Annotated in this window: 3 protein-coding genes (1 of these 3 only partly in view); all 3 read left to right on the plus strand. The window is 71.0% G+C overall.

Annotated features, from left to right (window positions below):
- Tightly spaced (each overlapping or abutting the next), the 3 genes in view from ON31_RS04485 to ON31_RS04495 form a layout consistent with a single transcriptional unit that may run on beyond the window.
- The gene (locus ON31_RS04485) at window positions 1–1,680 is read left to right on the plus strand and encodes a fatty acyl-AMP ligase (RefSeq protein WP_051036853.1); all 1,680 of its coding nucleotides are present in this window, start codon (window positions 1–3) and stop codon (window positions 1,678–1,680) included.
- Window positions 1,677–2,963 (plus strand): MupA/Atu3671 family FMN-dependent luciferase-like monooxygenase, encoded by a 1,287-nt coding sequence (locus ON31_RS04490; RefSeq protein WP_081592220.1) that lies wholly within the window; start codon window positions 1,677–1,679, stop codon window positions 2,961–2,963. Before ON31_RS04485 ends, ON31_RS04490 begins: the two co-directional genes overlap by 4 nt.
- Window positions 2,964–20,746, plus strand: the 5' portion of a protein-coding gene (locus ON31_RS04495; RefSeq protein ID WP_039809518.1) for a non-ribosomal peptide synthase/polyketide synthase. 10,768 nt of this gene lie beyond the right edge of the window; 17,783 of the gene's 28,551 nt are visible here — the first part of the coding sequence; it begins with the start codon at window positions 2,964–2,966; its stop codon lies beyond the right edge, outside the window.

The raw sequence follows: 20,746 nt of genomic DNA on the forward strand, positions 1-20,746 counted from the left end.
ATGGGGACCCCTCCCACCCTGGTGGATATCGCATCGGCACGAGTAACCGACGACCCGCACCGAATCGCTTTTCGGTTCTCGAGCTACCGGGAGGACACCGAGGAGGTCGATTTCCGGCGGCTGTGGGAGCGGGTCGCCGCCGTCGCGCAGCGGCTGATCGACACGACCGCGCCCGGTGACCGGGTGGTGCTGCTCTGTCCGCCCGGACCGCATTTCGTCCACGCGTTCTTCGCCTGCCTGGCGACACGCCGGATCGCGGTCGCCGTACCCTTGCCCACCTCGCCGCACCAGGTGGCCGCGGTGACGGCGATCGTTCGCGACAGCGGCGCGGCGGCGGCGATCGCGCCCTTGTCCGCGGTGCCGGTCGACGGGGAAATACTCGGCCGCGATCTCCGGATCATCGATATCGATTCGATAGATGGTGGCACGGGTCTCGAAATACGGTGCGCTGCGCCCACACCCGATGACGTCGCTTTCCTGCAATACACCTCGGGCTCCACCGGATCTCCCAAGGGAGTCACGGTGCTGCACCGCAATCTGGTGCACAACCTCGAACTCATCACCGCGAATTTCGGTCTCACCGAGCGCAATTCGCTGGTGTCGTGGTTGCCGCCCTTTCACGATATGGGCTTGATCCAGGGCATGCTGCTGCCGGTGTTCGTCGGCATGCGGGCCACCCTCATGTCGCCCATGACATTCCTGCGCAATCCGCTCACCTGGCTGCGGGCGATATCGGAGAGCGAGAACGTCCTCGCCGGTGGCCCGAATCTGGCGTACGGCCTGTGTACGAAGCGGATCTCACCGGCCGAGGCGGCACTGCTGGATCTGAGTGGTTGGGAGATGGCCTTCGTCGGCGCGGAGCCGGTGGATCCGAAGACCCTGCGCGCCTTCGCCGACACCTTCGCGGTGAGCGGGTTCCGCGCGGAGAGCTTCGTGCCCACCTACGGCCTGGCCGAATCCACCCTCTACGTGAGCGGCGGCCCGGTGGGCGCGGGTGCGCGCCCCCGCAGGTTCTCCACCGACGAACTCGAACGCGGCGTCGCCATCGTATGGCCCACCGGCCGGGAACTGCTGAGTATGGGACCGGTGCGACCGGAGCACGTCGCCGTGGTCGATCGGGCGACGGGGCGACGCTGCCCGGACAACCGGGTCGGCGAGATCTGGCTGCGCGGCGCGAGCGTCGCCGCCGGGTACTGGAACAAGCCGGAGCAGACCCGCGCCGCCTTCGCGGCGACGATCGCCGGGGAGGACGGGGCCGAGTATCTGCGCACCGGTGACCTCGGCTTCGTGTGCGCGGGCGAGCTGTACGTCTCCGGACGCAGCAAGGAACTGATGATCGTCCACGGCCGCAATATCTTCCCGCAGGATGTCGAGCGGACCATCGTCTCCAACCACCCCATGCTGCGCCCCGGCGGCTGCGCGGTATTCGCCGCCACCATCGACAACGAGGACCGCGTCATCGCGGTCCAGGAGTTGAACGACACCCTGGAGCCCGGTAGCGCGGCGGCCCTGGAGGGATCGATTCGCGACATCGTCAGCCGCGTGCACGCCATCAGCCTGCATCAGGTCGTCTTCGTCGAGAAGGGCGGGGTGCCCAAGACGACCAGCGGCAAGATCCAGCGGCAGCGGCTGCGCGAAACCTATTCGGCCGGAACGGCATTGGAGGAGAGTGCGCGATGAGCGGTGTGACGGGCAAGGCCACCGTGGTGGACTACTTCGTGGATTGGGTCGCGCGGCGGCTGGAACGGGACTCGGTCGACCCGCACGCGCCGCTCACCTCCCTCGGCCTCGATTCGGTGCAGGCCGCCGAACTCATGACCATCCTCGAGGACCGGTACGACACCGAGATCACCGCCGAGGAGATCTTCGACGGGCTGAGCCTGGCCGATATCGCGGCCAAGGTGAGCGCGTCCGGCGCGGAGAACACGGCGCGCACCATGGATTTCAGCCTGCTGTTCTTCGCCAGTGACGCGCAGCGCGCCGCCGGGGAACGCTACCGGCTGCTGCTGGAGAGCGCCCGGTTCGCCGATGCGCACGATTTCAAGGCCATCTGGGTTCCGGAACGCCACTTCCACAGCTTCGGCGGCCTCTACCCGAATCCCGCGGTGCTGGGTGCGGCGCTGGCCACCGCCACCGAGCGGGTGCGCATTCGCGCCGGGAGCGTGGTTCTGCCACTGCACAATCCGGTGCGGGTGGCCGAGGACTGGGCGGTGGTCGACAATCTGTCCGACGGCCGGGTCGACGTGGCGTTCGCCACCGGATGGAACGTGGACGACTTCGTCCTCGCCGACGGCGACTACGCCGATCGGGTCGAGATCACCCGCTCGGGCATGGACACCGTGCAGCGGCTCTGGCGTGGCGAATCCGTCGAACTGCCCAATGGTGTGGGCGAGAAGCGCTCGGTGCGGATCTTCCCGAACCCCGTCCAACCCGCACTGCCCACCTGGCTGACGTGCAGCGGCGGGGTCGAACGCTTCGCGATGGCGGGCGCGCTCGGCGCGAATGTTTTGACCGCCTTGCTCTTCCAAGAGGTGGACGAGCTGGCGGAGAAGGTGGCGGCCTATCGCAAGGCGCGGGCGGAGCACGGCCACGGCGTCGACGACGGCACCGTCACCGTCATGCTGCACACCTTCGTCGGCGAGGACGAGGCGCGGGTCCGGCGCACCGTCGAGGGGCCGTTCAAACGCTATCTGGAGGATTCCGTCGACCTGTGGCGGCGGGGCTCGGCCGCGCTGGAAAGCCTGGACGAGCACGCGCGGGCCAAGGTGCTGGACTTCGCCTTCGAACGCTACTACCGCAACAACGGGCTGTTCGGCACCCCGGATTCCGCCAGCTCGATGGTCACCCGGCTGCGGGAGATCGGCGTGGACGAGATCGCGTGCCTGATCGACTTCGGCATTCCCGACGCCGATGTGCTGGAAGGTCTCGCAGCACTGGCTCGACTCGAGAAAAGGGCAGCATAGTTGACCGTTCCGCGATCACTGCCGTTTCCGTTATCGGCTGCCCAGCAAGGGATTTGGTACGCACAGCAGTTATCCGGCTCGACCCCGATCACCAATTCGCTCTGCATCGACCTGCACGGTGACCTCGATCCCGACCTGCTGCTGGCCTCGTTCTGGCGCGTGGCGGGGGAGTTCGAGGCCGCCCGCCTGCGCCTGATCGAAACCGACGGCATCCCGATGCAGGTGGTGGATCGGGAGTTGGACGAACCGGCCCGGTGCCTGGATCTGCGCCGCGACCCGGACCCGGTCGCCGCCGCCCACGAGTGGATGCGCGCGGAATACAGCGAGCCGGTCGACCTGTACGCCGACCGGCTCATCACCACCGCGGTGCTGCGGGTGCAGCAGCGCCGCTGGTTCTGGTACCTGCGCGCCCACCACATCGCCATGGACGGCGTTGCCGCCATGACCCTGCTGACCCGGGTCGGCGCGGTGTACACCGCCGCGGTCGAGGGCACCGAGCCCGCACCCGCGCGGGTGCACGGTCTGGCCGAGTTGGTCGCCGAGGACGAGAAGTACCGTGCCTCCGAACGTTTCGTCAGCGACCGGGAGTACTGGCGGGAGCGGCTGGCGGGACTGCCCGCGCCGGTGAGCCTCGCCGGTCGCACCGGACAGGCCGACGCCCACCCGGTTTCGGTGAGCGGGCTGCTCTCCGCCGAGACCGCGCATCTGCTCGACACCGTGGTCAAGAAGTACGCGACCACCCCGGCCGCCCTGATCCTCGCGGCGTTCGGCCTGTTCCTGAGCCGCATGACCGACAGCGCGGATGTCGTTCTCGGCCTGCCGGTATCGGCGCGCGTCACCACCTCGGCGCGGCGGTCCGGCGGCATGCTGGCCAATACCCTCCCGTTCCGGATCACCACCGGCCCGTACGACACCGTCGGCGCGCTCATCGAATCGGCACAGCGGCAGCTCATCGACGCGCTGCGCCACCAGCGCTACCGCCAGGAGGACATGTTCCGGGATATCGGCCGCCTCACGCCGCAATCCCAGGTGTTCGGGCCGTTCGTGGACCTGATGATGTTCGACACCAAGATCGTCCTCGGTTCGATCGTCGGCCACCTCCAGGTGCTGACCCCGGGGCTGGTCTCGGATCTGTCGGTCAGCTGCTATTCCGGCGCCGGTGCCGAGGCCACCCGCCTGGACTTCGTCGGGAACCACGACCTCTACACCCCGGCCGAACTCGCGGCGCAGCATCGCCGGTTCCTCGGCTTCTTCCACGGTTTCCTGCACACGATCGTCACCGACCCGGACACGCCGGTGCGGCGCGTCGACGTCCTCGACGACGGCGAACGCGATCGGCTGCTGCGGCTGTGGAACGACACCGCGCTACCGGTGGACCCGAACCGCACCCTGGTGGACATGTTCCGGGTGCGCGCGGACGAGGCCCCGGACGCGGTCGCCGTGGTATCCGGCGACCGGGCATACACCTACGCCGAACTCGGCACCCGCGCCCGACACCTCGCCGCCCTGTTGGCCGAGCGCGGAGCGGGACCGGAAACGATTGTCGCCGTGGCGCTTCCGCGCGGCATGGAGCTGATCACGGCGCTGCTGGCGGTACTCGAGGCCGGTGCCGCCTACCTGCCGCTCGACCCGGCGTCACCGCCGGACCGCCTCGCCTACATCCTCGCCGACGCCGCGCCGCGCCTCGTGCTCGCCGACGACAGCACGGCGCATCTGGTCGACCACGAGCGGGTGCCGTGCCTGCGCGTCGACCAGGTGCCGCACGACGGAGCGGCGCGGGCCCGATCGCCGCGGGTGCGTCCGGACAATGCGGCGTATTACATCTACACCTCCGGCACGACCGGAAAACCCAAGGGCGTCGCGGTAACCCACGCGAATGCGGTAGCGCTGTTCGCCGGTACGCGGCCATGGGGTGGGTTCGGCCCCGACGATGTGTGGGCCTGGTGCCATTCCCAGGCATTCGATTTCTCGGTATGGGAGATCTGGGGCGCGCTGCTGTACGGCGGCCGCGTGGTGGTCGTACCGCGCGAGGTGGCGTACTCGCCCCCGGAACTGTGGGAACTCGTCGTGGCGCAGGGCGTGACCATTCTCAACCAGACCCCCTCGGCGTTCTACGCCCTGATCGAATCCCATTGCACGCGTGCGGAGGACGCCAGCGCGCTGCGGCTGGTCATCTTCGGCGGGGAGGCCCTGGACCCGGCCCGGCTGCGGCGCTGGCCGCTGCTGGACACCGCCGCCGCTCCCGCACTGGTCAATATGTACGGGATCACCGAGACCACCGTCCATGTGACGAAACAGCCGCTCGAGCCCGCGCATTGGCACGGTGCGGCGGGCAGCAGCCCGATCGGCGTGCCGCTGGCGAATCTTCGCGTCTACGTCCTGGACACCTGGCTGCGACCGGTCCCGATCGGGGCCGCCGGTGAGCTGTACGTGGCGGGTGGTCAGGTCGGCCGCGGCTACCATGACCGACCGGGGCTGACCGCCGCGCGCTTCGTGGCCGACCCCTTCGACGCGGCCGGTGGCGGACGCCTCTACCGCAGTGGCGATGTGGTCCGCTGGACCGAGGCCGGGGTGCTGGAGTACCTCGGCCGCGCCGACGAGCAGGTGAAGATCCGCGGCTATCGCATCGAACTGGGCGAGATCGAAGCCGTGCTCGCCGCCCAGGACGAGGTGGCGCGGGCCGTGGTCACCACCCGCCCCACCGTGTCCTCGGATCAGCTTGTCGCCTATATGGTTCCGGATCCTGGGGTCGCGCCGGTGGCGCTGCGCTGCCTGGAATTGCGGCGCGACGGCGTCATCGCCGCCGACGAACTGCACGAGCTGCCCAACGGCATGCCGGTGGTGGGCCGCAATCGGTCCAATATCCGCTTCCTGTACGAGGAGATCTTCGAGCGGGCGGAGTACTGCGCCTGCGGACTGACCATTCCCGAAACGGGCTGTGTGGTCGACATCGGTTCGCACGTCGGCATGTTCTCCCTCTACGCGCAGAGCAAGTCACCGGAGCTGAGGATCTTCGCGGTCGAGCCGATGCCGGAACTGCGGCGCATGTTCGCGGCCAACGCCGCCCTGCACGGCCTGAACGCGACCCTGGTGCCCTACGCGATCGGCGCGGCGGCCGAGATGGACACCTTCACCTACTACCCGGAGATGTCGGTGCTGTCCGGGCGCGGCAGCGACAGCCACGTACAGCGCGGCATCCTGGAGTCCTACCTGCACAACGAATACCGCGGTGAGAGCGTCGATCCGGGGGAGCGGTACGTCGATCAGCTGATCGCCGACCGGCTGGAGTTCGAACAGGTCGACGTGCCCATCCGCACCCTGTCGCACATCATCGGCGAGTACGCCATCGACCATATCGATCTGCTGAAGATCGATGTGGAGGGCAGCGAACTGGATGCGCTGCGCGGCATCGCATCCGACGACTGGCCGCGCATCGACCGGATGGTCATCGAGGTGCACGATATCGAGGACCGCCTCGCGTGCATCGAGAAGCTGTTGCGGGAGCACGGATTCCAGGTCGCCTCCCGGGTGTCACCGAAGGTGGAGGGCACCGACCTGCACATCGTCTACGCGGTGCGGCGGGGTCTCGATTCCGGTGTCGACGCCAACCGGGTGAACGTGCTGGAGCAGCGGCCGCGGTGGATGTCACCGTCGGCGCTCGGCACCCGGATGCGGCAGCGGCTGGGCGAGCGGCTGCCCGGCTACATGGTGCCGGACGTGGTCATGGTCCTGGACGGCCTGCCGCTGACGGTGAACGGCAAGGTCGACAAGGCCGCCCTGCCCGATCCGGTGCTGACCCGCACGGCCTACCGCGCACCCGCCACCGCCATGGAGGAGGTGGTGGCCGGGGTGTTCGGCGAGGTGCTCGGCATCGGCCGGGTGGGCGTCGACGACGACTTCTTCGAACTGGGCGGCAACTCGCTGTCCGCGACCCGACTGGCGGCGCGGCTGGCCGACGGCGTGGGCGTCGCGCTGACCGTGCGCCATATCTTCGAGGCATCGACGGCCGGGGCGCTGGCGGCGCTGCTCGACGAACGCGTCGCGGGCGCGGATGTGGCGCGGGTGGCGGCGGCGCCGCGCCTGACCCCGCAGCCGCGCCCGGAGCGGGTGCCGCTGTCGTACGCGCAGCAGCGGATGTGGTTCGTGAACCGGTTCGACCCCGACTCGGCGGCATACAGCATCCCCATGCTGCTGCGGATCGCGGGCCGGGTGGAGGTGGCGGCGCTGACCGCGGCGGTGCGGGATGTGCTCGTTCGGCACGAGGTGCTGCGGACCCGGTATCCCGAGGTGGCCGGCATTCCGTATCAGGTGGTGGTGCCGGTCGAGGAACTGGCCGAGGCCGTGGACTTCGACCTCACGCCGCAGGCGGTGGACGAGGCCGGTGCCCGCGCGGTGATCGCCGGTGTGGTGGCAACGGGTTTCGATGTGGCGCAGCACATTCCGCTGCGGGCGCGGTTGCTGTCGGTGCGTCCTGACGAGTTCGTGCTGGTGCTGGTGGTGCACCACATCAATGCCGACGGCTTCTCCATCGCGGTACTGGCCCGGGATCTGGCCGCGGCGTACGCGGCACGGTGCCGGGGGCGACAGCCGGAGTGGACCCCGCTTCCGGTGCAGTACGCCGACTACGCGCTGTGGCAGCGCGAGGCGCTCGGGTCGGTCACCGATCCGGAATCGCCGCTGGCGCGGCAGCTGCGGTACTGGGTGACGCAGCTGGACGGGTTGCCCGAGGTGATGGCGCTCCCCACCGATCGCCCGCGCGCGGCGGTGGCGTCGCATCGCGGGGCGAAGTGCGGCTTCGCGGTGGAACCCGAGGTGGTCGCGCAACTGCGGGAACTGGCGCACACCGGTGGCGTCACAGTGTTCATGATCTTCCACGCCGCCCTGGCGGTCGTGCTGTCCCGGCTGTCGGGCAGCCGGGACATCGCCATCGGCTCACCGGTGTCCGGCCGCGGCGTCGCCGAGTTGGACGATCTCGTGGGCATGTTCGTGAATACGATCGTGCTGCGCACCCGGGTGGACGAGGCGGAACCCTTCGCCGATCTGCTGGCGCGGGTGCGCGGGGTGGACCTGGACGCGTTCGCGCACGCGGAAGTTCCGTTCGAGCAGGTGGTGGAGGCGGTGGATCCGCCGCGCAGCCGGGCGCATCATCCGCTGTTCCAGGTCATGCTGGCCTTCCACAATCTCGACGAGGTCCGGTTCGACTTCCCCGGCCTGGTGGTGACCGGCTCCGGAGCCGACACCGGCATCGAGCGCTTCGACCTGACCTTCACACTGAGCGACACACCGGACGCCACCGGCGCGATACCGGTCGAACTCGGCTATGCCACCGATCTTTTCGACCCGGCCACGATCGAGGCGCTGACCCGGCGGCTGCGCTCGGTGCTGCGCACGGTGGCGCACGATCCCGCCGTCCTGGTGCGCGATATCGATGTGCTGTCGCCGTCGGAGCGACACCGGCTGCTCGACGTCTGGGGCCGCAACGATCACGTCGTGGACGGCGTACTGCTGCCCGACCTGCTGGCCGCGGCGGTGGCGAGCAATCCGGACGGCGACGCGGTGGTGGACGGGGACCGGCGGCTCAGCTACCGGGATCTGGATGAACGCTCGAATCGACTGGCGCGCTGGCTGATCGACCGCGCGATCGGACCGGAGGCCGTGGTGGCCGTCGGGCTGCCCCGGTCGCTGGAATGGGTGCTCGCGGTATGGTCGATCGCCAAGACGGGGGCCGCCTTCCTGTCCGTGGATCCGGCGCATCCGCTGGAGCGCAATCGCTTCGTCTGTGCGGATTCCGCTGTGCGGGTGGGCATCACGACCCAACGGTATGCGGCGGCACTGCCCGCCGACGGCATGTCCTGGCTGGTGGCCGATGATCCGGCCGCCAGCTCCGATATCGAGGCGTGCGCGGGTACCGCCGTGGCCGACGCCGAGCGGATCGCGTCGACGCACCCGGCGACCACGGCCTATGTCGTCTACACCTCGGGTTCCACGGGCCGTCCGAAGGGCGTGGAGGTCACGCACACCGGCCTGGCCGCGTTGGTGGCCGACCAGCGGCGGCGCGCCGGGGTAGCCGCCGATTCGCGCGTGCTCGCGGTCGCGGCCCGGACCTTCGACGCGGCGATCCTGGAACTGCTGCTGTCACTGTCCGGCAGTGCGGCGCTGGTGGTCGCGCCCGAGGACGTGTACGGCGGGCCGCCGCTGGCGGATCTGCTGCGGGCCCGGCGCATTACGCACGCCTTCCTCACCCCGTCGGTGGCGATGTCGGTGGACCCCGACGGGCTCGACGCCCTCCGGATCGTCATGACCGGCGGCGACCAGTGTGGACCGCAGCTGGTTTCGCGCTGGTCGGGTACCGATCCGGGGCGGCGGCGCACGCTGCACAACCTCTACGGTCCGGCCGAGGCGAGCATCTGGGTCACGGGGGCGGAACCGGCCGTGGGCCGGTCGGTGGTTATCGGCGGCCCGATCGCCGGGATGTCGGTCGCCGTCCTGGACGAGTGGCTGCGCCCCGTCCCCGCCGGGGTGGTGGGCGAGCTGTACGTCTCCGGTCCCGGCGTGGCCCGCGGGTATCGGGGGCGGCCGGGCCTGACGGCGACGCGGTTCGTGGCCGATCCGCACGGGCGTCCCGGCGAACGGCGGTACCGCACAGGTGATCTGGTGCGCTGGATCGACGACGCGGCGTCCGGCGCCGCCGAACTGGCCTATGTCGGCCGCGCCGACTCGCAGGTGAAGGTACGCGGTCAGCGGTTGGAGCTCGGTGAGGTGGAGGCCGCGCTGAGCGAGGTCGACGGGGTCGAGCAGGCGGTCGCCGCCGCCCAGGCCACCGCCGCCGGGACACGATTGATCGCCTATGTGACGGCGTCCGGGTCCGAACTGGACGCGGTGGCGGTGCGGGAGGCGGTGAGCCGCCGCCTGCCGGGCTACATGGTGCCCGATGCGGTGACCGTTCTCGACGCGCTGCCCCTGAGCAGCAGCGGCAAGGTGGACCGGCGGGCCCTGCCCGAGCCGGTGTTCGACACGCCCACCTTCCGGGCGCCCGCCACACCGGTCGAGGAGACCATCGCCCGGGTCGTCGCCGACGTGCTCGGCATCGAGCGGGTGGGAGCCGACGACGACTTCTTCGTCCTGGGCGGCGATTCGATCATCTCCATCCAGGTGGTGGCCAAGGCCCGCGAACGCGGGGTGGTGTTCGGCCCGAAGGACGTGTTCGAACAGCGCACGCCCGCCCGGCTGGCGGTGATCGCGCGCACCGCCGAGCCGGAGGCCGTCCGCGACACCGTGGACGATGGTACGGGCGAGTTCCCGCTACTGCCGGTGGCTCGGTGGATGGTGGAGTGGGGCGGCGGATTCCGGCGCTTCGAACAGCATGTGCTGCTGCGACTCCCGGCCGATGTCGACGCGGCGGCTCTCGCCCTGGCGGTCGGCGCACTGCTCGACCGTCACGACGCCCTGCGGGCCACCCTGCGGCGCAACGGGTTCGGCGACTGGACGTTGGTCGTGCCCGCACCCGGCAGCGTGCTCGCCGCCGACGTGCTGTCCCGGCGGGCGCTCGATCCCGCAACCGACCCGGATACCGAGGCGGGGCGGGCGGCCATCGCGGATATCGCCGCCGCGGCACTGGATTCGGCCCAGGCCGGGCTCGATCCGGCCGCCGGGGCGATGATGCGGTGCGTGTGGCTCGACCCCGGCGATCACGCGCCCGGCTGGCTGCTGATGGTGGCGCACCACCTGGTGGTCGACGGCGTGTCCTGGCGGATCGTCATCCCCGATCTGCTGTCCGCGCTCGCACAGGCGGGATCGGGGACATCGCCGGTGCTGCCGCCCGTCGGCACGTCCCTGCGCCGCTGGACACACGGCCTGCACGCGGCGGCGACCGCCCCGCGTCGGCGCGGTGAGCTGGCGCTCTGGCAGCACATGACGTCCGGCCCCGATCCGCTCTGGGGCGGACGCGATCTCGACCCGGCCATCGACACCGCCGCCACGCTCGACGAGGTGCGCGTCGAGTTGCCGCCCGCGGTGACCCGTGCGCTGCTGTCGCGGGTGCCTGCGGTATTCCACGGCGGCGTCGACGACGGACTGCTCGCGGGGCTGGTGGTGGCGGTGCGCCGCTGGCGGTCCCACCGCGGTGTGGACGACCCGTCGGTGCTGATCCGGTTGGAGGGCCACGGGCGCGAGGAACAGGTCGTACCGGGAGCGGATCTGTCGCGGACCGTGGGCTGGTTCACCTCCATGTACCCGGTGCGCTTCGACCTGTCCGGCATCGACCTCGACACGGTGGCGGCGGGCGCGACCGAACTCGACGCCGTCGTGCGGACGGTCAAGGAGACACTGCGCTCGATCCCGGACCGGGGCATCGGCTACGGCCTGCTGCGCTATCTCGACGCGGACAGCGCGAACCGTCTGCCGCACCGCATGCCCGGCCGCATCGGCTTCAACTACCTCGGCCGCCTGGCGGGACTCGGCGACGACGGCATCGACGGCGGGCTGGGCGAACTGCCCGGCACCCCGGATCCGGAGATGCCGGTGACCCTGGCCGTGGATATCAGTGCGATCGTCAGCGGCGACCGCCTGCGCGCCAGTTTCCGCTACCCGCGCACGCTGCTGCACCGCGCGGATGTGCACGAGCTGGCGTCGGCCTGGTCGCAGGCGCTGACCGACCTGGCCGAGCACGCCGAACTGCCCGGCGCGGGCGGCCACAGCCCCTCCGACTTCGCGCTGGTGTCGCTGACCCAATCCGACGTCACCGCACTGGAATCCGCCTACCCGACACTGCGCGACGTGTGGCCGGTGACGCCGCTGCAAGCCGGTCTGCTGTTCCACGCCGAACTCGACACCGACGTCGACCTGTACACCGCCCAGCTGGTGCTGCGGTTGACCGGTGCGCTGGACGCGGATCGCCTGCACGACGCCGCGCGCGCGGTCCTGGACGCCCATCCGAGCCTGCGCACCGCGTACACCACCACCGGCAGCGGCGTCAGCGTCGCCGTCGTCCTCGACGATGTCGAACCGCCCTGGCAGGTAGTGGATCTCACCGATCGGCAGGGCGGCGACGGGTCGGCCGCCGCGGCGGACGCCACCGTCGTTCTCGCGGAGCTGGCCGCCGCGGAGCGGGACCGGCGCTTCGCCCCGGCGTCCGCGCCGCTGCTGCGCTTCCTCCTCGCGCGGCTGGCCGCCGACCGCTGGGCGCTGGTGCTGACCAACCACCACGTCATTCTCGACGGCTGGTCGTGGCCGCTGCTCATCACCGAACTGTTCACCCGCTACGCCGACCCGGACACCCGCTCCCTCGGTGCGGCCGGATCGTATCGGGACTTCCTGGCCTGGCTGGCCGCCCGGGACGTCGACGCGGCGCGTGCGGCGTGGCGCGAAACCCTGCACGGTGCCGAACCGACCCTGGTCGCGGCGAGCACCGACACCGGGTCCGGCGCGGTGGCCGACTACGCCGTCACCCTCGACGACGCCGACACCCGGGCGCTGCTGGCGACCGCCGCGGCCGCCGGTGTGACGGTCCATACGGTGCTGCAATCGGCCTGGGCGCTGCTGGTCGGGCAGCTGACCGGACGCGACGATGTGGTGTTCGGTTCGACGGTGTCGGGTCGTCCGGGTGAGCTGCCCGGTGCCGAGCGCGCCATCGGCCTGTTCATCAATACGGTGCCGACCCGGGTGCGGCTGCACCCGGCCGAGACCCTCACCCGGCTGTGGCAGCGTATGCACGACGAGCAGGCGACGCTGCTCGAGCATCAGCATCTCGGACTCACCGATATCCATGAACTCACCGGCTGCGACCGCCTGTTCGACACGGTCATGGTGTTCGAGTCCTATCCCCTCGACGCCGAGCGGATTCGGACGCTCACCGGCCGCGCCGGTATCGGCATCGACGGCGTGGACGCGACCGATGCCACGCACTACCCGCTGACGTGCAGCGTCACGTTGCAGGAGACGCTGCGGCTGCGGTTGCAGTACCGGCCAGAACTGTTCACCGACGCCGCCATCGCCGCCTTCGCTCAGCGCCTACGGCAGGTGCTGGGTGCGATCGCCGCCGACGCGGCCCTGCCGCTGCGGGCCGTGGATCTGCTGCCGCCAGCGCAACGGCGACTGCTGTCGCACCGTGGAGCCGGGGTCGCCGTCGACCCCGGCTCGTCCGAGGTGACCCTGCCGCTCCTGCTGGCCGCCGCCGTGACGGGCGATCCCGGGGGCGACGCGGTCGTGGACGGGGACCGGCGGATCACCTACCGGGAGCTGGACGAGCGGTCAAATCGGTTGGCGCACTTCCTGATCGACCGGGGCATCGGTCCGGAGACGGTGGTGGCGATCGGGCTGCCGAGGTCGCTGGACTGGGTGGCGGCGGTCTGGGCCGTCGCCAAGACCGGCGCGGCCTTCCTCTCGCTCGATCCCGGGCATCCACTGGAACGCAACTCCTTCATGTGCGCCGATTCCGCTGTGCCGGTGGGCATTACCGTCACACGGCAGGTGTCGGCACTGCCGAGCGAGACCATCGGCTGGCTGGTGGTCGACGATCCGGCCGTGGCGGCCGACATTCGGCAGTACCCGCCGACACCGGTCACGGTTCGGCCGCACCCGGACGGCACCGCCTACATCGTCTACACCTCGGGCTCGACCGGCCGTCCCAAGGGCGTCGCCATCACCCACACCGGACTCGCGGCCCTGTGCGCCGAACAGCGCCAGCGATTCGGAGTGACCCCGGACGCACGGGTGCTGAGCGTGGCCGCCCGCACCTTCGACGCCGCCGTCTTCGAACTGCTGCTGGCGCTGTCGGGTTCCGCGACGCTGGTGATCAGCCCGCCCGACGTCTACGGCGGCCGAGCCCTGGCCGACCTGCTGCGCGCCGAACGGGTCAGCCACGCCGTACTCACCCCGGCCGTGGCCGCCACCGTCGACCCCGCCGGGCTCGACGACCTGGAGGTGCTCACCCTCGCCGGTGAGGCCTGCCCGCCCGCCCTGGTCACCCGCTGGTCGCATACCGACAGCGCGGGTCGACGGCGGGTGCACAACCTGTACGGCCCCGCCGAGGCCACGATCTGGGTGACCGGCAGCGCCGACCTGCGTGCCGGTGCCCCGGTGCCCATGGGCGCGGTCGTCGCCGGAATGTCGGTGCGCGTGCTGGATTCGTGGCTGCGGCCGGTTCCCGCCGGCGTGGTGGGCGAGCTGTACGTCTGCGGCGCGGGACTGGCCCGGGGCTATGCGGGCCGCCCGGGACAGACCGCCGCCCGTTTCGTCGCCGACCCCAGCGGTGAGACCGGACGCCGCATGTACCGCACCGGCGATCTCGTGCGCTGGACGACAGACGGAAACGGCTCGGGCGCAGCGGAACTGGAGTTCGTCGGACGCGGTGACGGCCAGGTCAAGGTGCGGGGACAGCGTCTGGAACCGGGGGAGGTCGAAGCCGCCCTGACCGACCTCGCCGGTATCGACCGGGCCGTCGTGCTGGTGCGGACCCCGGCGGACGGTGTCGGCGCGCGCCTGGTGGCCTATGTGGTGGCCGATCCGGGCCACCGTCCGGATCCGGCCCGGATCCGGGAAGCCGTGGGCCGACGTCTGCCCGGATACATGGTGCCGGATGCGGTGCTGGCGCTCGACGAACTGCCGCTGACGGTGAACGGCAAGGTGGACAGGGCGGCGCTGCCCGAACCGGTGTCGGCCCGGGCCGCCTATCGCGCGCCCGCCACGCCGATCGAACAGCGGGTGGCGGCCGTCGTCGCCGAGGTGCTCGGTACCGGCCGCGTCGGACTCGATGACGACTTCTTCGCGCTGGGCGGCAATTCCCTGTCCGCCACCCGGCTGTCGGCGCGGCTGGCCGATGGGATCGGCGTCACGGTTGGCCTGCGCGATATCTTCGCGCGGCCGATGGTGGGCGAGCTGGCGGCGACACTCACCGCCCGGGTGGCGGAATCGACCACCGGCGCGGATGTTCCACCACTGCGGCCGCGGACGCGCCCGGAGCGGGTGCCGCTGTCCTTCGCGCAGCAGCGCATGTGGTTCGTGAACCGCTTCGCACCGGACTCCGTCGCCTACAGCATTCCCATGGTCCTGCGGCTGACCGGTCGTGTGGACGTGGCGGCGCTGTCGGCGGCGGTATGGGATGTGCTCGGCCGCCACGAGGTGCTGCGCACACGCTATCCCGACGCGGACGGGGTTCCCTACCAGTCGGTGGTGCCGGTCGCGGAGCTGGCCGCCGCGGCGGAAGTGGACACCACCCCGCGTCCCGTGGCCGCCGCCGCTGTCGCGGCGACCGTCGCCGCCGAGGTGGCGGTGGGATTCGATGTCGCGCAGCGGGTTCCGCTGCGGGTGCGGCTGCTGTCGGTGGGGCCCGAGGAGTTCGTGCTGGTGTGGGTGGTGCACCACATCGGCGCGGACGGCTTCTCGATGGGTCCGCTGGCCCGCGATCTGGCCGGGGCGTATCGGGCCAGGTGTGCCGGACGGCACCCGGCGTGGGCGGCGTTGCCGGTGCAGTACGCCGACTACACCCTGTGGCAGCGTGAACTCCTCGGCTCGGCGGACGACCCGACCTCGCTGCTTACGCGGCAGCTCCGGTACTGGTCCGAGCAGTTGGACGGATTGCCGGACACCCTGGACCTGCCGACCGACCGTCCCCGCCCGGCCGTGGCGTCGCATCGGGGAGCCACCCTCCACGTCACGGTGGCACCGAGCGTGGTCGCCGGGCTGCACGACACCGCCCGCGCTCGCGGCGTCACGGTGTTCATGATCGTCCACGCCGCCCTGGCGGTCGTGCTGTCGCGGCTGTCGGGCAGCGCCGATATCGCCATCGGGTCGCCGGTCGCGGGACGCGGCGCGGCCGAACTCGACGGTCTCGTCGGCATGTTCGTGAACACGGTGGTGCTGCGTACCCGGATCGACGAGTCGGCCACGATCGCCGACCTGCTGGCCGAGGTGCGCGACGTCGACCTGGAAGCGTTCGCGCACGCGGAGATTCCGTTCGAACAGGTGGTGGAGGCGGTGGATCCGCCGCGCAGCGAGTCCCGGCACCCGCTGTTCCAGGTGATGCTGGCCTTCCACAATCTCGCCGACGCCGAAATCGCCCTGCCCGGAGTCGATGTCGTCGCATCGGGCGCCGACACCGGTGTGGAGCGGTTCGATCTGACCGTCACCGCCGCCGACACCCCCGACGAACGCGGGGCCATGCCGATCACGCTCGGCTACGCCACCGATCTGTTCGACGAGGGCACGGTGTCCGCGCTCGCGCAGCGGCTGGTTCGCGTACTGAGCGCCTGCACAGCCGATTCCGACCGCGCCGTGCGGGATATCGACATCCTCTCGGCCTCCGAACGGCACAGCCTGCTCTCCGAATGGGGCCGTGTCGACACCGTCCCGTCCTCCGACGGCGTCACGCTGCCCGAACTCCTGGCGCGGGCCGTGGCGGCGAATCCGGATGGGGACGCGGTCGTCGCGGGCGAACGCCGACTGACCTACCGGGAGGCCGACGAAGAATCGAATCGGTTGGCGCGCTTCCTGATCGAGTGCGGGGTCGGCCCCGAGTCGGTGGTCGCCATCGGCATGTCGCGGTCGCTGGAATGGGTGCTGGCGGTCTGGGCCGTCACCAAGGCCGGGGCCGGGTTCCTCTCCCTCGATCCGACGCATCCGGCCGAGCGCAATCGGTTCCTGTGCGCCGATTCCGAGGTGCGCGTAGGGCTCACACTGGAGCGCCACCGGGCGGAGCTGTCCGGCGCGGTGCCCGAATGGCTGGTCGTGGACACTCCGGATGTGGCGGAGCGGGTCCGCAACCACCCCGCCACACCGGTGTCCGACGCGGATCGGCGCGGTGCGCTCCATCCCGACTCCCTCGCCTACATCGTCTACACCTCGGGGTCGACCGGCCGTCCGAAGGGCGTCGCGGTCACCCATGCCGGAATGTTGGCGGTCGCCGCCACCCAGGCGCAGCGGTACGCGATCGACACCGAGTCGCGGATACTGGGCGTGGCCGCCCGCACCTTCGACGCCGCCGTACTCGAGATTCTGCTCGCCGTCCCCACGGGCGCGACGCTGGTGCTCGCACCCGCCGACGTCTACGGCGGCGAACCGCTGGCCGAATTCCTGCGCGCACAACGCATCAGCCACCTCTTCTGGACCCCGGCGGTGGCACGGTCGGTGGACCCCGCGGGACTCGACGAACTGCGGGTGGTCACGGTCGGCGGCGAGCACTATCCACCGGACCTGGTGACGCGGTGGTCGCGCACCGACACCGCGCGTGCGCGCCGCTTCTTCAATGTCTACGGCCCTACGGAAACCACCATCATCGTGACCGTCAGCCCCGAACTCCGCGCGGGTGATCCGATCACCCTCGGCGCGGGTATCGCGGGTATGTCCATGCGGGTGCTGGATTCGTCGCTGCGGCCGGTTCCGGTGGGCGTGGTGGGTGAGCTGTACGTGTCGGGCCCCGGTGTGGCACGCGGCTATCGGGGCCGCGCGGGGTTGACGGCGGGGCGCTTCGTCGCCGACCCCTACGGGCGGCCCGGCGAGCGGCTGTACCGCACCGGTGATCTGGTGCGTTGGCTGTGCGGCAGCGAATCCGACTCCGCCACAGGCATTCTGGAGTATGTCGGCCGATCCGACTTCCAGGTGAAGGTCCGCGGTCAGCGTCTGGAACCGGGTGAGGTCGAGGCCGCGCTGACCGGGGTGACCGGCGTGGCGCAGGCCGTCGCGCTCGCACACGGCAGCGAGGACGCCGCCGGGGCGCGATTGGTGGCCTACGTGGTCGCCGCGCCGGGAACCGAGCTCGATCCGGCAGCGGTGCGGGAGTCGGTGCGCCGCCGCCTGCCCGGCTATCTGGTACCGGATGTGGTGACAGTGCTCGACGAACTGCCACTGACCAGCAGCGGCAAGATAGACCGCCGCGCACTGCCGGAACCGGTCCTCGCCCCGCACGAGTTCCGGGCACCGGCAACCCCCGCCGAACAGGTGGTGGCCGAGGTGTTCGCCGAGGTGCTGGGCGTCGACCGGGTCGGCGCGGAGGACGACTTCTTCGCTCTGGGCGGCGATTCCATTGTCTCCATCCAGGTGGTGGCGAAGGCGCGGGCCCGGGGCGTGGCCTTCGGCCCGCGCGACGTCTTCGAACAGCGGACGGCGGCGCGCCTGGCGGCCGTCGCCGACACCACCGCGGCCGCCGGGGTCACGCTGGCCGAGCTGCCCGGCGGTGGCGTGGGTGAGTTGCCGCTGCTGCCGGTGGCGCACTGGATGGTGCAGTGGGGGAAGGGTTTCCAACGTTTCGACCAGCATGTGGTGCTGCGGATGCCCGACGGCGTGACCGAGCCAGGCCTGCACGCCGCGCTGGGCGCGCTAATGGACCGCCACGACATGCTGCGCTCGACGCTGCGGTGCGATGCGTCCGGACGGTGGTCGATCACGGTCGCACCGCCGAGCACGGTCGCCGCGGCGTCGCTGCTGCACCGCCGACCGCTCGACCCGGAGCTGATATCCGACGGGGTGGAGACCGTCACGAATATCGCTGCCGCGGAGCTGGATTCGGCCCTGCGAGCGCTCGATCCGGCCGCCGGGACGATGGTGCGGTGCGTCTGGCTCGACCCCGGGGACGGGGTACCCGGTTGGCTGCTGGTGGTGGCGCACCACCTGGTGGTCGACGGCGTGTCCTGGCGCGTGCTGGTCCCGGATCTGCTGTCGGCACTCGACCGGGTGCGCACCGGCGCGGCCCCCGACCTCGCCCCCGTGGGCACCTCGATGCGGCGATGGGCGCACGGCCTCGTCGCGGCCGCCGCGGAACCGGCTCGGCTGGCGGAACTGGAGCTCTGGCAGGGCATCGTCGACGGCCCCGACCCGCTGTGGGGCGGACGGGAACTCGACCCCGGGGTCGATACCGCCGAGACGCTCGACCAGGTGCGCGTCGAGCTGCCCGAGGCGGTGACGCGCACCCTGCTGAGCACGGTCCCGACCGTATTCCACGGCGGCGTCAACGACGGGCTGCTCGCCGGTCTGGCCGTGGCCGTGCGACTCTGGCTGGCGCGCCGCGGCATCGACGAACCGACGGTGCTGGTGCGCCTGGAAGGGCACGGCCGCGAGGAACAGGTGGTGCCCGGCGCGGACCTGTCCCGCACCGTGGGCTGGTTCACCTCGATGTTCCCGGTGCGCTTCGATCTGACCGGCGTCGACCTCGCGGACGTCGCCACGGTGGTGCGATCGGTGAAGGAGACCCTGCGCGCCCTCCCGGACAAGGGCATCGGCTACGGCCTGCTGCGCTATCTCAACCCCGACACCGCCGCCCGGCTGCCCGATCGCATGCCCGGGCGGATCGGCTTCAACTATCTGGGCCGGGTCTCCGCCGCGGACACCGGCGACAGCGAGGTGCACGGCGGACTGGGCGAGCTCGATGCCGCACCGGATCCCGATATGCCGGTGACGGTGGCGGTCGACATCAGCGCGATCGCCATCGACGATCGGCTGCGGGCCAGCTTCCGCTTCCCGCGTACGCTGCTCGATCGGTCCGAGGTCGAAGAGTTCGCACAGCTGTGGTCGCAGGCGTTGACCGCGATCGCAGAATGTGCCGAAATACCCGGTGCGGGTGGACATTCGCCGTCCGACTTCGAGCTGGTGCGGCTCACGCAATCGGAGATCGACGCGTTGGAGGTCGCGTACCCGTCCCTGGGTGATATCTGGCCGGTGACTCCGTTGCAGGCCGGACTGCTGTTCCATGCCCATCTGGTCGACGCCGACGCGGACGCCTATGTCGCACAGCTGATGCTGCGACTGTCCGGTGACCTGGACGTCGACCGGCTGCGCCGCGCGGCGGCCACGCTGCTGGCCCGCCACGACGGCCTGCGCACCGCGTTCCGCACCACCGACAGCGGCAGCACCGTGGCGGTGCTCCGCAACGACGTCGAACTGCCGTGGCGGGTAGTGGATCTCACCGACGATCCCGATCCGGACACCGCGCTGGCGCGGTTGGCCGCGGCGGAGAAGGCGACCCCCTTCGACCTCACCGCCGCACCGCTGCTGCGGTGCACGGTCGCCGCACTGCCCGCCGACCGCTGGGCGCTGGTGCTGACCAACCACCATGTGATCCTCGACGGCTGGTCCTGGCCGCTACTGCTCACCGATCTGTTCGGCCGCTACGCCGACGCGCCGGGAACGCCGCCCGGTTCGTACCGTGACTTCCTCGTCTGGTTGGCGGCCCGGGACCGGGACGCGGCCCGCGCCGCCTGGACCACCGCGCTCGACGGCGCCGAACCCACCCTCCTCGCCGCCGGAGCCACCCTCGGCACCGGCCCGCTCGCGGTGGCCGATCACGCGATCACGCTGGAGGACAGCGAAACCCGCGAACTGCTGGCCGCCGCCGCGGCGGCGGGCGTGACCGTCAATACCGTCCTCCAGTCGGCCTGGGCGATCATGACCGCACGGTGGAGCGGACGCACCGACGTGGTCTTCGGGGCCACGGTCTCCGGGCGTCCCGGTGACCTGCCCGCCGCCGATCGCACCGTCGGCCTGTTCATCAATACGATTCCGACCCGGGTTCGCCTGCGCCCGACCGAATCCGTGGCCCAGCTCTGGACCCGCATGCACCGGGACCAGGCGGCCCTGCTCGACCACCACCATGTCGGCCTGCGCGAGATTCACGCGCTCACCGGGCACGACAGTCTCTTCGACACCCTCATGGTGCTGGAGTCGTACCCGGTGGACGCCGACGGCATCGAACACGCCATCGGCGACGGCGGCCTCACCGTCGAGCGCATCGTCGCCGACGACGCCACCCACTATCCGCTGACCTGCACCGCCACCGTCCAGGACACCCTGCGCCTGCG

The organism is Nocardia otitidiscaviarum NBRC 14405, from assembly GCF_000308635.1.
GTDB classification, from domain to species: domain Bacteria; phylum Actinomycetota; class Actinomycetes; order Mycobacteriales; family Mycobacteriaceae; genus Nocardia; species Nocardia otitidiscaviarum.

What these genes read in the sequence shown, in the direction of transcription:
- ON31_RS04485 (WP_051036853.1), top strand. Translation starts at nt 1, where the DNA reads ATGGGGACCCCTCCCACCCTGGTGGATATCGCATCGGCACGAGTAACC.
- ON31_RS04490 (WP_081592220.1), top strand. Translation starts at nt 1,677, where the DNA reads ATGAGCGGTGTGACGGGCAAGGCCACCGTGGTGGACTACTTCGTGGAT.